This is a genomic window from Ruminococcus sporogenes (assembly GCF_054655175.1).
The window spans coordinates 209398-224556 of record NZ_BAAHOA010000001.1; the positions used below are offsets into that span (position 1 = coordinate 209398).

The window sequence follows — 15159 nt, forward strand, 5'->3', positions numbered from 1 at the left end:
GTCAACAAAAAATCCGCATAGCGTTAAACTATACGGATTTTTAAGAATGTTAAAATACTATTAATATGATACGCCCTGCCACATCATAGCGTCGGCTACCTTTGCAAAGCCGGCGATATTAGCGCCTGCTACAAGGTTGCCTTCAAGGCCGTATTCTTTAGAAGCATCGTAGGAGTTATGGAATATATTTTTCATTATATTCTTTAGCTTAGCGTCAACCTCTTCAAAGGTCCAGCTAAGTCTTTCGGAATTCTGTGACATTTCAAGTGCGGAGGTAGCAACGCCGCCTGCATTAGCTGCCTTTGCAGGACCGAACATAACTCCGGCCGCAAGGAACTTTTCAATTGCCTCAGGCGTAGAAGGCATATTAGCGCCTTCAGCGACTGCTATTACGCCGTTTTTAATAAGCATTTCCGCATCGTCGCCGTTAAGCTCGTTCTGTGTAGCGCATGGAAGAGCGATATCGCATTTTATGCTCCAGATTCCCTTGCCCTCTGTATAAACGGAGCCCGGAACTCTTTGAGCGTATTCCTTGATTCTTCCTCTTTCAACTTCCTTTATCTGTTTAACAACATCAAGATTGATGCCGTTTTCATCATATATGTAACCGTTTGAGTCGGAAAGAGCAATAACCTTTCCGCCAAGCTCCGCAGCCTTTTGAGTCGCGTATATAGCAACGTTTCCTGAGCCTGAAATTACAACCTTTTTGCCCTCAAAGCTTTCGTTTTTCATGGATTTGAGCATTTCCTCGGCGAAGTAGCAAAGACCATAACCGGTTGCTTCCGTTCTTGCGAGAGAACCGCCGTAGGATAATCCCTTGCCTGTCAGAACTCCTGTAAACTCATTACGGAGTCTTTTGTACTGACCGTACATAAAACCGATCTCTCTTGCACCGACGCCTATATCTCCTGCGGGGACGTCTGTGTCGGCTCCGATATGTTTAGAAAGCTCTGTCATAAAGCTCTGGCAGAATCTCATTACCTCGGCGTCTGACTTTCCCTTAGGGTCAAAATCGGAGCCGCCCTTGCCGCCGCCGATCGGCAGACCTGTCAGACTGTTCTTGAAGATCTGTTCGAAGCCCAAAAACTTAATTACTGAAGCGCAGACTGTTGGATGGAACCTAAGACCGCCCTTGTAAGGACCGATTGCAGAATTAAACTGAACTCTGAAACCTCTGTTTACCTGAACGTTGCCGTTGTCGTCAACCCACGGAACTCTGAACTGAATGAACCTTTCCGGTTCAACAAGTCTGTCGATTATTCCGGCCTTTACAATATCCGGTCTTTTTTCTACAACAGGCTCGAAGCTTTCAAGTACTTCCTTTACTGCCTGAAGAAATTCTTCTTCACCCTTGTTTCTCTGGCATACCTTATCATATACGCCCTGTAAGTATTCGCTTTTAAACGCCATTGTTTAAAACCTCCATATTTTATTATCAGAAGAAAGAATTCTTCCGATACTAATTATTATACTATTTTTGTCTTAATAAAGCAAGAGTTTCAAAAAATAAAAATAAAACGGGAAAATATATAAGAGGGCAGCTATTGACAAAGAAATTAAAATAGTATAAAATATTATCATGAGCAGACTATGCGGCAGCGGAAACGTTATATGTTTACGAGGAAAGTCCGGGCATCACAGAGCGGGATAGCTGCTAACGGCAGCCGAAGGCGACTTTAGGGCAAGTGCAGCAGAAATAAACCGCCCGTATATAACGGGTAAGGGTGGAAAGGCGAGGTAAGAGCTCACCGGAATACATGAGAGTGTATTGCCGTGTAAACCCTATCCGATGCAACGTCTATTGGTACTTATGCGTCAACATTTGCTCGATGGATTCATAGGTAACGACGGCTTGAGCCTTAAGGCAACTTAAGGTCTAGATAAATTGCCGCACACGACAGAACCCGGCTTATCGGTCTGGTCATAAAAAGCCTGAGAAATTTATTTCTCAGGCTTTTTGTTAGCTTCCGTCTATTTTATTCCGGCAATGTTATTACCAAGCTGTTGAAGTTCTTCACAATTGTTATAATCTGTTATAAACCCATTTCCGTCAATAATCAAAAACGGATTGAAAGGCTTTATTTCAATTTTTGTTTTATCCTTTTTAATTATTGTGTAAGTTATGCTCTGCCCGTAATATTCTCCATAGGAATCATCTTTTAGATATGTCTTGCTTTCGTTTAAAAGACTGATTAGCTCAGATATTTCATTGTTGTCTAACTCGGCATATACATCTTCAGGAAGAATATATACAAAAGCCCTTTCAATGTCACTGTTTTTTAACTGTTTAAAAGGATAGCTGGGGAGACCGCTTTGTTTATCAGTTGTAGATTCGGTAATTTCGGTATTAGTGTTTCCGGTTTCAAGGCTATTTTTGTCTGAACTGCATCCAATAGTAAAAATAAGACAGATAGCTGAAAGCGCTGATAAAATAATTGACGTAATTTTCATAATTAACACCCCTTATAAACATATTGCTAAATAATGATAATTTAAAAAACTAAAATATTAGAATAGTCCATTTTAGACATATAAATTGAACTTTCCATTAAAATATTGAAGCAATTATCCGGTTTTATTATACTTTTTGAAATATTCATTGCATTTTGTGCGGCAATACCCATGGCTGTAGGCCATTCATCCGGATTAACACAATATCGGCTTATTATAGGATAAATTATTTTCCATGCTGCTGCGCATTGTTCAACAGCCCTATCAGGATCAAGGCAATCACATATTTTATATTCCTCGTAGCCTATAAGGGACGTTACCTTTTCTACCATTTTAAGAACGTCCGGTACAGGAACATCGGGATAAATTTTTGTAAACATTCCAGCGACAAGGGACCAGAAAGAATATTTTCCTTCCCCCACGTAGTAGTTCAGGTAATCTCCAAAATAATAGTTTTTTCCTGATTTTGCTTTCATTATAACGAATGCTTGCTGATATGGTATATTTCCGTCAATAACAAATTTTTTCCATACAGCTGCCTGACATACATATCCTGAAAAACATCCTAAGTTTAACAAAAGCGCATTGCAATTCAGGCGTCCATCAGGTTCTCTTAGAGCATTAACGAAAGATTGATATATTTCATTACCGCATAGTTTTATGCCAATTAAGGGGTCGCTTTTCTTCTTTTCTTCAACTTGTTTTAAATAAATTTCTTCTATTCGTTTACTTTTATCTTCAGGTGGATCATTTATATCTTCATTCGGTATTATAGGATTATATTCGACATTCTTTTTATTTTTTTTAAAAAATCCAAAAGCCATAATTTCTCTCCTTTAAAACAAATCGCCCCTTTATTAAGAGGCGATAAAAAATATCAAGTTTTAAATGATTTATTAGCCGAGTTCAGCAAAATACTTGATTGTTCTAACCATCTGGCTTGTGTATGAATTTTCGTTGTCATACCATGAAACAACCTGAACCTCGTAAAGATCGTCAGATATCTTTGATACCATTGTCTGTGTTGCGTCAAATAGCGAACCATACTTCATGCCGATAACGTCTGAAGAAACGATAGGATCTTCATTGTAGCCGAAGGATTCGGAAGCAGCAGCCTTCATAGCTGCGTTGATTCCGTCAACTGTAACGTCCTTGCCCTTAACAACCGCTGTAAGAATAGTAGTTGAGCCTGTTGGAACAGGAACTCTCTGTGCGGAGCCGATAAGCTTACCGTTGAGCTCCGGTATTACAAGACCGATAGCCTTAGCTGCGCCGGTTGAGTTAGGAACGATGTTAGCTGCGCCGGCTCTTGCTCTTCTGAGGTCGCCCTTTCTGTGAGGACCGTCAAGAATCATCTGATCACCGGTATAAGCGTGGATTGTCGACATGATTCCGCTCTGGATTTCAGCATATTTGTTAAGAGTGTCAGCCATTGGAGCGAGACAATTGGTTGTGCATGAAGCGGCTGAAATGATATTATCCTCTGCTGTCAGAGTCTTTTCATTTACGCTGTAAACGATTGTTTTAAGGTCGTTTCCTGCCGGAGCTGAAATAACAACCTTCTTAGCGCCTGCGTCGATATGAGCCTGGCTCTTAGCCTTTGAGCAGTAGAAGCCTGTACACTCTAAAACTACGTCTACGCCGATTTCACCCCAAGGAAGTTCAGCGGCGTTAGCCTTAGCGTAAATCTTTATTGTCTTGCCGTCTACCGTGATTGAATCCTCGCCGGCTTCAACTGTGTGAAGTCCTTCGCCGATTCTGCCGCAGTAACCGCCCTGCGCGGTATCGTACTTAAGAAGATGAGCAAGCATCTTAGGATCTGTAAGGTCGTTGATGGCAACGATTTCGTAGCCTTCCGCGCCGAACATCTGTCTGAAAGCAAGACGGCCGATACGGCCAAAACCATTAATAGCAACTTTTACTGACATTGGAAAATTACCTCCTAATTTTTTATATTATTATTGTACACTAATTTTCAATTTATTTCAAGTACTTTGACAAAAAAATAACCTATTTTATTTGTTTAAATGTTGTTACCTCCAAAATACTGCAAAATAAGACAAATATCTTGTATTTATTCAACAATTTTTTAGAAAAAAATTAGTTTTGTACTTAATTTATTCACAATTTTGTAGTATAATAATAGAAAGAATATTTTTAGACAAAATAATAACATAATCTGTAAATAATATAAAACCGACTTAATAAATATTAATTTCAGTAAAACAGAATGGAGAAATGGAATGAACAAGGAAGTTGAGATTTTAAAAAGTCTTTTTTTACATTCATCCGAAAATGTTTTTATATTAAATTATGAATTTCAGATTTTATGGAGCAATAAAGCTGACGCGGATGTTTTTTTCAGCGGTATTTCAGTAGGAGAGCTTTTCAGTAAGGAAGTTAAGCCTCTTAAAAGCGGAGAATATTTTATTGTATTTGACGGTCTTGAATTTATGTGCAGAATAATAAATTATGAAGAGCGGAATTTATACGTTATGCAGATGAGCGGAGACGACGTTATGTTTTCGTATATAAAATGCAACGTTGTCAAAGAATTCCTGACAAATCAGGCGGCCGCTGTAAGACAGGCGGTAACGGGAATAGCCTTTGCGGGGAATATGCTTCAGAAGGTTTTCGACGAGGAAAATATGCGGGATAGTAAAAAATATCTGGATATTACAATGGGCAATTGCTATAAGCTATTAAAATCTGTTCTGAACACAACGGAGCTTATCAGGTATACGGACAATACTATAGAATACCGCAGAATCAATCTTACTACCGCTTTGGAGAGCTTTACCGGAATATGCCGCAATATACTAAAAGGTCAGATTGACGTGTTTTTAAAAATTCAGCCGGAGCTTTATATAAAAGCCGATCCTGAAAGACTTACAGCATGTCTTCTTTCCCTTACGGTTCTTGTTGGCCGTCATAATCCGGGCGCGGGATATATAAGATTCGACGCTGAAAGGCTGGGAGATTTTGTATCTGTAACCGTATCGTCCGATAATCCCGAGGATAAAACTGTCCATAAGGTTTTCAGTGAATTCAATAGGCTTTACGGAGAAGATTCGGTGGATTCGGACCTTTTTGTTGTAAAGCGGTTCTGCTGTACTTTCGGGGGAACGCTGTTCGTAGCCGAGGGAAAGGATAACGGAAGCAAAACCTATTCGATTAAATTTCCTTTCTGCCGCGCGGGCGAAAGCATTGCTGAATTCAGCTCGTCAGTCCTGTCGTATCATGAGGACAGATTTTCAAAATATCATATAGCTTTATCCGATATCGCTGAAATTTATTGAATAAATAATGATGAAAGCCGGCTGTCATTTCCAAGACAGCCGGCTTTTTATCGCGTTTTATTTTTAATCTATCCTTGTGAATCTGGGACGTCCCTCTGTAATTCCGGTAAACAGCGATTTCGGTCTTGCCCATATCCCGCCGTTTTCAAGAGACTTGTAGATAACAAGCTCTTCAAGGGTTTCGCTTTGCTTTGCCACGCAGACAATTTCATATTCGTTTCCTTTGTAATGGCGGTATTTGCCTCCGACTACTATTTCTGTTTCCTTGCACGAATCCTCGGCAGAAGCTATTGGTTCCTTATTAAGAATATTATCCTCTACAATAATCATTGAGGAGTAAGGCGGCATTTTAACTGAGGCCGCGCCATTCTCAACGCTTACCTGTCTGCCGCTCAATGCGTCTACCAGAGCGGTTCTGTTGGTGGAGAAGGAAAGCTCGTATTCCTGATCCTCAAGGTTCAGCGCTACAAAAACCTGTTGATCGTTTAATTCCTTTAAAAATAGCATCTGCTGATTTTTTATAAGAATAGTGAAATATTTTCCCGTTCTCAGAGCTGGAAATGCTTTATAAATTCTTCCGAGCTTAACAATGTGCTCATAAAGCCGCATATTTTTATCCGGTATATTGTCAAGGTCAAAGCATGGTCTAAGGTTATCGTCGGAGTTGTTTTCCTTTATGCCTTTGATTCCGAATTCTCCTCCGTAATATATAGAGGGAATGCCCGGCATGGAGTATAGCAATGTGTATACGTTATAAATATGCTCAGGATTCTGCAGCGTGCTTGCAATACGGTTTACATCGTGGTTATCGACAAAGTTATATAGGTTTAACCCGGGGTAAATAGCGTTGCTGCCTGACTGACGGTTTATAGAATAGTCTATCTCGAAATAGTTTTTAGTATTATGAGAGGAGTAAATTCCCTTGTAGCATTCGTAATTGGTAACGCTGTCCAGCATTTCCGGATTAGCCCAGCGCTTATAATCTCCGAAAATGATTTCTCCCATAAGCCAGAATTCAGGGTTTTTGCCTTTACAGAAGCTTCTTATTCTTTTAAAGAAATCAAACTCAATACAGTCGGCGGCGTCAAAGCGTATGCCGTCTATTTTGAATTCCTCTATCCAGTAGTTTACAGCGTCTATGAGATGATCGCATACGCCGGGATTTCTAAGATTGAGCTTTACAAGGTTATAATGACCGTTCCATCCTTCATACCAAAAATCGTCTCCGCAGGGACTTTTTCCGTCGAAATTCAGATTCTGGAACCATCTGCAGTACTGTGAAGAAGATCCGTTCTGGCGAATGTCTTCAAACTGAGGATATCTTCTGCCTACATGGTTGAAAACTCCGTCAAGTATTATTTTTATGCCGTTATTGTGAAGCTGTTCGCAGATTCTTCTGAAAGAATCGTTATCGCCGAGCCGTCTGTCTATTTTTTTATAATCTATGGTGTCGTAGCCGTGTTCCGACGATTCAAAGACGGGGCCGAGATAAACTGCGTCAACGTTCATTTCTTTGAGATGAGGAATCCAGTCAAGCAGCTTGTCAAGCCGGTATTCGACAGGACCTCCTTCATTGATTTTCGGCGCTCCGCAGAAGCCGAGAGGGTATATGTGATATATTATCGCGTTGTCATACCAGTGATTGCTCATATTTATTTTCACCTTTCTTTTTATTTGGCTTCCAGATAATAGGTAGCCTCCATATCGGCCACGCTGAGTGCAAATGCGAGAGGAAACATTTCAAACGCGCTGCCTATGCTGTTTCTGTCCTCGTTTCCGGAAAACCCCATATGATATCTTATGGCGAAAGCCTCTTCTCTGGTAATTCTCATGAAGCCGGAAACTATGTAAACTGATTTTTCTCCGTGTCCGTAGGGCAGACGGTCGTTAATGGTATAATATGGAACCTTTTCCCATACTCCCTGCTCGTTTTTAGCGTTTCTGTAATCCACAGAATAAAAATTCATTTTACAAACGTCGTGCAGAAGCGATACCAAAGCGACGGTTTCCTCGCTGTAATCCATTCTGTAAAGCTCTTTTGCGCGCGGTCTCTGAAGATAATCCTTCAAGCAGTTATAGACGTTGATACTATGCTCGACAAGACCTCCGGCATATGAGCCGTGGAATCGGGTGCTGCAGGGAGCTTCAAAAAAATCGCTTTGATCCGATAAAAGATAATTCAAAAGCTTATCTGCGCCGGGACGGCTGATATTTTCCCGATAAATATTAATGAATTCTTCCTTTTTGTTTTCTGTCATACGGGTTATACTCCTGTTTTAAATTGTCAATTATTATTGTATCACATAACCGTCATGTTTTCAATGGGCGCAGTCCTTAAAATATATAGTAATAATTTATGCAGAATGTAACAAAATAAATGTAAAAAAAGTGTTGACTATTAATTGGATTTGGTTTATCATATAAATATATGTATTCAGCCCCAAGGCTTACGTAAACGGAGGAATTATGAGTGAAAATAATATAACTGGACTTAAAGCTCTGCTGCACGGAGCCGATTATAATCCCGAACAGTGGCTCGATATGCCCGAGATATTGGAGCGCGATATCGAATTAATGAAAAAGGCCGGTATAAACTGCGTTTCAGTCGGTATATTTTCATGGACTTCGCTTGAGCCTGAGGAGGGCGTCTATACCTTCGGTTGGCTTGAAAGCGTTATAAACCGGCTTTATGATAACGGAATTTATACTGTTCTTGCAACGCCTACCGGCGCAAAGCCCTCATGGATGGCAAAAAAATATCCTGAAATTCTCAGAGTGGAAAGCAGCCGCGTAAGAAATCTTCAGGGCGGAAGGCATAACCATTGCTATACCTCTCCGGTATTCCGCGAGAAGACAAGGCTGATTAATACCGAGCTTGCAAAGCGTTTTGCAAATCATCCTGCCGTAATTCTGTGGCACGTTTCCAACGAAATTCAGGGCGAATGCCATTGCGAGCTGTGTCAAGCGGAATTCAGAAAATGGCTGAAGAAAAAATACGGTAATATCGACAGTTTGAATAAGCAGTGGTGGACCTGCTTCTGGAGTCATACCTATTCGGACTGGGAGGAAATCGAATCGCCCGCGCCGAACGGTGAAATATGCATTCACGGGCTTAATCTGGACTGGAAACGGTTCTGTACAGAGCAGACTGTTGATTTTTACAGGGAAGAAATAAGACCTCTAAAAAGTGAAAATCCCAAAATTCCCGCAACAATTAATATGATGGCGTATTATGACGGAATTGATTACTGGAAATTTGCGGATTTTATAGACATTGTTTCATGGGATTCCTACCCTATGTGGCATAACGGAGGAACTGATGATTCTGGAAACGCCATGTGGAACGCCTGCTGGCATGACGCTATGCGTTCAATGAAGCAGAAGCCGTTTCTTATGATGGAAAATACGCCGAGTACCGCAAACTGGTGCGGTGTTTCCCGTCATAAGCGTCCGGGAATGAATCTGCTTACCGCCGTTCAGGCTATAGCTCACGGCTCTGACAGCTGCCAGTATTTTCAATGGAGGCAGAGCAGAGGCTCGGCGGAGAAATTTCACAGTGCGGTCGTAGGTCACAACGGATCGGAAAAATCAAGAATTTTTCTTGAGGTTTGCAGAACGGGAAAAGCTTTGGAAAAGCTCGGAGATGTGCTGAATTCGGAGGTCATATCTGAAACTGCAATTATATACGATGTCGAAAATAAGTGGGCGATTGATGACGGAAAGGGACCCAGAAACGAAGGAATGGGCTATATTGATCAGATTTTACAGACATACGGATCATTCTGGAAGCAGGGGGTACCCGTCGATGTTATAAACATGGACGCAAGCCTTGATAAATATAAGCTTGTATGCGTGCCTATGCCATATATGCTTAGGGGAAGCTTTGCCGAAAGACTGATGAAATTCGTTGAAAACGGCGGCGTCGCTGTTGTAACTTATTTCTGCGGTATGGCGGGTGAAACCGATCTTTGCTATCTGGGCGAAACTCCTGCCGCCGGTCTGTCGGATATGCTGGGAATTGTATTTGAAGATATTGACGGGCTTTATGATTATCAGAGAAATCATGTTTTATTTGACGGAAAAAGCGGTCTTGAGGGAGAATATGAAACGTCGAAGCTCTGTGAGATTATAAACGTTAAAGCCGCGGAGGTTCTCGGAAGGTATAAGGAGGATTTCTATGCGGGGTCCCCTGCGTTTACGGTAAACAGCTATGGAAAGGGACTCGCTTATTATCAGGCGACCTTTATGAATTCTGAATTTTCAGATAAATTTTATTCCGCGCTTTGCAAGGAGCTATGTATAAGAAAATGTCTTGAAGCCGATCTGCCGCACGGCGTTACAACCGGAATGAGAACGTCGGAGGACGGTACGGAATATATATTCATACAGAATTTTATGAATGAAACGCGGGAAATTATATTGCCGTATCCGCTTCGGGATCTTATAAGCGAAAATATCTACAGCGGCAAAACGGAGCTTCCGGCATACGCCGCAATGGTCTGCGTCAAGGCTTAGAGCTTTTATATATTTACAGGAGGAAAGTAATAAATGAAAATCAAAAAAATACTTGCCGTTATGGCTTCAGCGTTTATGATAAGCGCTGCGTTTTCGGGCTGCTCCGGCAAGGAGGACGGAAAATCCGCGGCTTCCGTGGATTATAAATGGAGCAATGTGGCAATAGGCGGCGGCGGCTATGTAACAGGTATGGAATACAGCAAGGCCGAAGAGGGACTTGCCTATGCAAGAACCGATATAGGCGGCGCTTACCGCTGGGTAGATTCAGAATCAAAATGGGTGGCTATAACTGATTTTCTGGGCTCTGAAGAATGGAATCTCATCGGAATAGAAAGTATCTGCGCCGATCCGGTGGATCCGAAAAGGGTTTATATTGCGGGCGGTACCTATATGGATACGTCAAACGGCGCAATATTCAGTTCTGACGATTACGGTGAAACATGGACAAGATTCGATCTGGAGTTCGGCTGCGGAGGAAACCAGTCCGGACGCGGCGTCGGCGAACGTCTTGCGGTTGATCCCAAGGACAATAAAAACGTTTATTTCGGAAGCAGGAGCAACGGCTTGTGGAAATCGTCTGATTACGGCAAAACATGGTCTGAGGTTACTTCCTTCCCTACAAAGGGTACCTATAATCAGGAAAGTGTGAATATGGGAATAATGTGGATTGAGTTTGATCCGAATTCTGACGATATGTATGCGGGTGTAGCCGAGATAAACGGACAGTGCATATATAAGTCGTCCGACAAGGGCGAAACATGGACGGCGCTGCCGGAAAATGAAAAGGGAATGTATCCTCTTCAGGCGGATATTTCCTCAAACGGCAAAATGTATATAACCTACAGCGACAACTGCGGTCCAAACCTTTCTCCGGAAAATGGAAAAGTATATGCTTATGATATGGCGGCAGGTACGTTTTCAGACATTACACCCGCTTTGAACGATGGAAGATACGGCGGGTTCAGCGGGGTATCGGTTGACGCTCAGAATCCCGATACGGTCGTCGTTTCAACGGTAGGCTTCTGGAGCGATAAGGGAGATAATATTTACCGTACTACTGACGGCGGAGCAACGTGGTCGGCCTTCTTTGATACAAATAAAAATTATGTGATGGATACTTCTGAAGCTGACTGGCTGAAATGGGGCAACGACGAGGCTAAGCTTGGCTGGTGGACGTCCGATATCAATATAAATCCCTTTAATTCGGACGAGGTAATGTACGGAACCGGCGCGACGATTTATGCTACGGAAAATATTACCGCTTTGGGAACGGGTACTCCTGTAACTGTAAAGTTCCATGCTTACGGGCTTGAGGAAACTGCGGTTTATAAGATGGTTTCGCCTCCTGCGGGCGGTCCTCAGCTTTATTCTATAATGGGGGATCTGACCGGATTTTCACATCTTGACGTTACAAAGTGTCCGGACGATACTCGCTTTATGAAGGACGGCGATCCGTCGGATATTGACTGTTCATGGATTGATCCTAACAAGGCTGTAATGTGCGGAGATATGAACGGAAGTCTGAGATATACCACAGACGGCGGCGCGACATGGAACAAGTGCGCGGCTCTGCCTGAATCTGCTCAGGACGGAACTGTCGCAATGGCGGCGGACGGAAGCTCGTTTATATGGACTCCGGCTTCAAATACAGGAAAGCCTTACATAACATTCGATATGGGCGCAACATGGTATAATGTAGGCGGACTGGGCTACGGCTCGACGATTGTTGCCGACAGGGTAAATCCAAGCAAATATTATGCTGTCTGCGACGGAATGTTTTACATTTCCGAGGACGGCGGCAATAACTTTGCTTCAACCGGACAGATGGTAATGGAAAACGCTTCTATCGCCGTAACGGGAGATAAGGAAGGCGATGTCTGGGTTTACAATAACGGGCTTATCATGCATACTGAGGACGGCGGAAAGTCGTTTGAATCTATAAAAAATTTCAATTGCAGGGCAATGGGCTTCGGAGCGCCTGAAAAGGACGGCGAATATATGGTAATATATGCAATGGGTTCTACCGAAGATCAGGGCGACGGTATTTACCGTTCCAAAGACAAGGGCAAGACATGGGAAAGAATAAACGATGAGCGCCATTTGTTCGGCAATCTTACCCTATCCATTACCGGAGACAGTGAAATATACGGCAGAGTCTATTTTGCGACAAACGGCCGCGGTATTGTAATGGGAGATATTGCTGAAAAATAAGCGTTTATTTTAAATAGGAGTTTCGTCCTGAGGATTAAGGACGTGGTTTTTGCCGGAAATTTTCTTGCCGCTTGGAGATTTCCGGCGCCATATATAATCAAAAAAGGCGGCGGAATGGAGTTCATTATGAAATATTATATTGGTATTGATCTTGGAGGAACAAATATTGTAGCCGGAGTGGTGGACGAAAATTATAAAATTATTTCAAAGGCAAGTACAAAAACCAATCTGCCCAGGCCCGAAAAGGAAATTGCGGCCGACATGGCAAGGGTTTCGGTGCAGGCCGTAAAGGAAGCCGGTCTTGATATGAATCAGATTGAATGGGTTGGCATCGGTACTCCGGGCATAGCCAACAGTGAAAAAGGAATTATAGAATATTCCTGTAATCTCGGCTTTGACAATACTCCGATGGTCGATTATATCAAGGAATACATAGATAAACCGGTATTTATTGAAAACGACGCTAATGCTGCGGCTTACGGCGAATATGTGGCCGGCGCTGCAAAGGGAGCTAAGAATGCAGTCTGCATAACGCTTGGAACCGGCGTTGGCGGCGGAATCATTATAGACGGCAGGATTTATTCAGGCTCAAACTTTGCCGGCGCTGAAATAGGACATACGGTTATCGAGGTAGACGGCCCCGAGTGCGCCTGCGGAAGAAAAGGCTGTTTTGAGGTTTTCTCTTCGGCGACAGGACTTATAAGAATGACCAAAGAAGCTATGGATAATGACAAGGATACGCTTATGCACAAGATAACTGCCGAGAGAAACGGCAAGGTTACGGCAAGAACGTCCTTTGACGCTATGAGAATGGGCGACAAAACCGCAAAGGCGGTAGTTGATAAATTCATAAAGTATCTTGCGGCCGGAATAACCAACACTATTAATATTTTCCAGCCCGACATTTTATGCATAGGCGGAGGCGTATGCAATGAGGGAGATCCGCTGCTTCTTCCGGTCAGGGCACTTGTTAAAAAAGAGGTTTACACGAGAAATTCTCCGAAAAATACAGAAATAGTAATTGCAAAGCTCGGAAATGACGCCGGAATAATAGGAGCGGCTTTTCTTGGAATGGCAAAGTAATATTAAAAGCGGACTTCTTTTGAAGTCCGCTTTTATTTTATTAAGTTATTGTCCGTAAAGTGAACCGCTGTCTGTTGGGACGGTTTTATTTTTATAAGATTCGTATATTTTCTGTATATCCTCAGGACGCTGTCCGTTTTTTCCTTCGCTGTCCGGTTGGTCAGGCTCTCCGAAGGTCACGGAATAAAGATATATAACGCCGTCGTAATCATATTGACAGCTTACCGATACCTCGCTGAATTTCTCAAAATCCTTATCTGATTCAAACTTTACGCTGACTATTCCGAAGTTTCCGCTATTTGAAAATATGGATTTTGTATCAAGCTCTTCAGGATTATATTTTACGCTAAATTTGTACGGCATGTTTTTATTACCCGTAGAGCTTCTTTCTATAGACCTTTCCCCGTCTGTTTCAATAAGACGTAAGAGTATATCCCTGTATTTTTCATTGAGAGATTCGTATTCAAAGTCATCCCATGACGCGTCTGCGGTGTCCGGATAGTAAAAGGTTGCCCCGGAAATAACGGTAAGAGCGTTATTTCTGTAATATCTTATAGATCCGCTTGCGTCATATTCCATGAAGGCGCAGTCGTCGCCTAGTCTGGACGCTTCGGTAAGTACGTTTGCAGAATCGGCAGTTTTTGAAATCTGAATATAATAATCCTGTTCGGTACCGTTTTCGGAGATATAGCTTTTGAAATTGCCGTACGCTTTTTCATTTTCTTCACTATCGTCTCCGCATGAGCTTAAGCTGGCGATAAGCAAAGCCGTAAGCATTATTGAAATAAACTTTTTCATTTAAAAATCCTCGCAGTTGGTTATAGCTCCGGTCGGACATGCGTCGTAGCAGGTTCCGCAGCCGGTACATTTATTGTAATCTATAACCGCGTGAAAGTCAACCACCCTTATAGCTCCGCTCAGACATTTTTTCTCGCATATTTTACAGCCGATACAGCCGTTTGAGCATGCCTGCTTAGTTGCCTTGCCGTTATCCTTCGACGAGCATTTTACGTCGATGTGTTTTGCAACGGGTTTTATTGAAATAAGCCCGTTCGGACAGACCTTAACGCATTTTCCGCATGCCGCGCATACTCCGGTTACGTCTGCCACGCCGTCTACAATTTCTATTGCGCGCTCGTCGCAGACGCTTACGCAGTCGCCGTAGCCCAGGCAGCCGTAAGAACACGATTTTTCACCGCTGTAAAATCTCTTTGCCGCGGCGCAGCTTTGGATTCCGTCAAATTCAAATCTCTTTTTAACGGCTTCACAGTTCCCCCGGCAGTGTACCACAGCGGTTTCAGGTAGGACCTCCAACACCTCCGTTCCAAGGATCGAGCTGATTTTACGGCTTACCTCGGTTCCTCCGGGCTTGCACAGATTAGTGGGAGCGTTGCCGTTTACGATTGCGTTTGCATAGTCGGAGCAGCCCGCGTATCCGCACGCGCCGCAGTTTGCCTGAGGCAGGGAATCGCCTATCTTCTCTATTCTTTCGTCTGTTTTGACATAAAAGATTTTAGCGGCGGCTGTGAGTAGTATTCCGGCTGCAAGTCCGAGAACCGCAAAAATAATAACGGGTATTAAATATGTTGACATTGTTTAC

Annotated in this window: 12 protein-coding genes and 1 other RNA gene; 5 read left to right on the forward strand and 8 right to left on the reverse strand. The window is 42.7% G+C overall.

The genetic code is table 11. The annotated features are described in order from the left end of the window. Positions 1-60: 60 nt before the first annotated feature. Entirely contained in the window at positions 61-1410 is a 1350-nt protein-coding gene (gene gdhA / locus ACYQ0N_RS01060) for an NADP-specific glutamate dehydrogenase (RefSeq protein ID WP_460161635.1), read from the reverse strand. A 170-nt stretch (positions 1411-1580) separates the two neighbouring features. Here gdhA and rnpB point away from each other — a divergent pair. Next, positions 1581-1928: RNase P RNA component class A (rnpB, locus tag ACYQ0N_RS01065), an RNA gene on the forward strand. Positions 1929-1971: 43 nt separating this feature from the next. Here rnpB and ACYQ0N_RS01070 read toward each other — a convergent pair. The 3 genes from ACYQ0N_RS01070 to gap all read right to left on the reverse strand — a co-directional run bounded on the left by ACYQ0N_RS01070 (position 1972) and on the right by gap (position 4379). Continuing rightward, on the reverse strand, positions 1972-2451 hold the full coding sequence (locus tag ACYQ0N_RS01070; RefSeq protein ID WP_177532270.1) for a hypothetical protein: 480 nt from the start codon (positions 2449-2451) through the stop codon (positions 1972-1974). A 41-nt stretch (positions 2452-2492) separates the two neighbouring features. After that, positions 2493-3275 (reverse strand): hypothetical protein, encoded by a 783-nt coding sequence (locus ACYQ0N_RS01075; protein WP_177532271.1) that lies wholly within the window; start codon positions 3273-3275, stop codon positions 2493-2495. A gap of 72 nt (positions 3276-3347) precedes the next feature. Beyond that, the gene (gap, locus tag ACYQ0N_RS01080) at positions 3348-4379 is read right to left on the reverse strand and encodes a type I glyceraldehyde-3-phosphate dehydrogenase (RefSeq protein ID WP_177532272.1); all 1032 of its coding nucleotides are present in this window, start codon (positions 4377-4379) and stop codon (positions 3348-3350) included. A 315-nt stretch (positions 4380-4694) separates the two neighbouring features. On the opposite strand from gap, the gene ACYQ0N_RS01085 reads away from it, so the two are divergent. Then, positions 4695-5750 (forward strand): HAMP domain-containing histidine kinase, encoded by a 1056-nt coding sequence (locus tag ACYQ0N_RS01085; protein ID WP_177532273.1) that lies wholly within the window; start codon positions 4695-4697, stop codon positions 5748-5750. Positions 5751-5813: 63 nt separating this feature from the next. On the opposite strand, the gene ACYQ0N_RS01090 is transcribed toward ACYQ0N_RS01085, so the two are convergent. Together ACYQ0N_RS01090 and ACYQ0N_RS01095 are read right to left on the reverse strand one after the other, a co-directional pair. Beyond that, complete coding sequence (locus tag ACYQ0N_RS01090) at positions 5814-7400, reverse strand: DUF1653 domain-containing protein (protein WP_460161636.1); 1587 nt, start codon at positions 7398-7400, stop codon at positions 5814-5816. Positions 7401-7420: 20 nt separating this feature from the next. Beyond that, positions 7421-8008 carry a hydrolase gene (locus ACYQ0N_RS01095; RefSeq protein WP_177532275.1) on the reverse strand — a complete coding sequence of 196 codons (588 nt, stop codon included), beginning with the start codon at positions 8006-8008 and terminating at the stop codon, positions 7421-7423. Positions 8009-8216: 208 nt separating this feature from the next. Here ACYQ0N_RS01095 and ACYQ0N_RS01100 point away from each other — a divergent pair, with 208 nt between their 5' ends. The 3 genes from ACYQ0N_RS01100 (at position 8217) to ACYQ0N_RS01110 (ending at position 13559) form a co-directional block, all read left to right on the forward strand. Beyond that, on the forward strand, positions 8217-10265 hold the full coding sequence (locus tag ACYQ0N_RS01100; RefSeq protein ID WP_460161637.1) for a beta-galactosidase: 2049 nt from the start codon (positions 8217-8219) through the stop codon (positions 10263-10265). Positions 10266-10298: 33 nt separating this feature from the next. After that, positions 10299-12476: a WD40/YVTN/BNR-like repeat-containing protein gene (locus ACYQ0N_RS01105; RefSeq protein ID WP_177532277.1), complete on the forward strand. Its 2178-nt coding sequence runs from the start codon at positions 10299-10301 to the stop codon at positions 12474-12476. A 126-nt stretch (positions 12477-12602) separates the two neighbouring features. Beyond that, entirely contained in the window at positions 12603-13559 is a 957-nt protein-coding gene (locus ACYQ0N_RS01110; protein ID WP_460161638.1) for an ROK family protein, read from the forward strand. Positions 13560-13604: 45 nt separating this feature from the next. Here the strand turns inward: ACYQ0N_RS01110 and ACYQ0N_RS01115 are convergent, their stop codons facing one another. Both ACYQ0N_RS01115 and ACYQ0N_RS01120 read right to left on the reverse strand, forming a co-directional pair. Then, entirely contained in the window at positions 13605-14357 is a 753-nt protein-coding gene (locus ACYQ0N_RS01115; RefSeq protein WP_460161639.1) for a hypothetical protein, read from the reverse strand. Then, on the reverse strand, positions 14358-15152 hold the full coding sequence (locus ACYQ0N_RS01120) for an RnfABCDGE type electron transport complex subunit B (protein WP_460161640.1): 795 nt from the start codon (positions 15150-15152) through the stop codon (positions 14358-14360). Positions 15153-15159 lie beyond the last annotated feature (7 nt).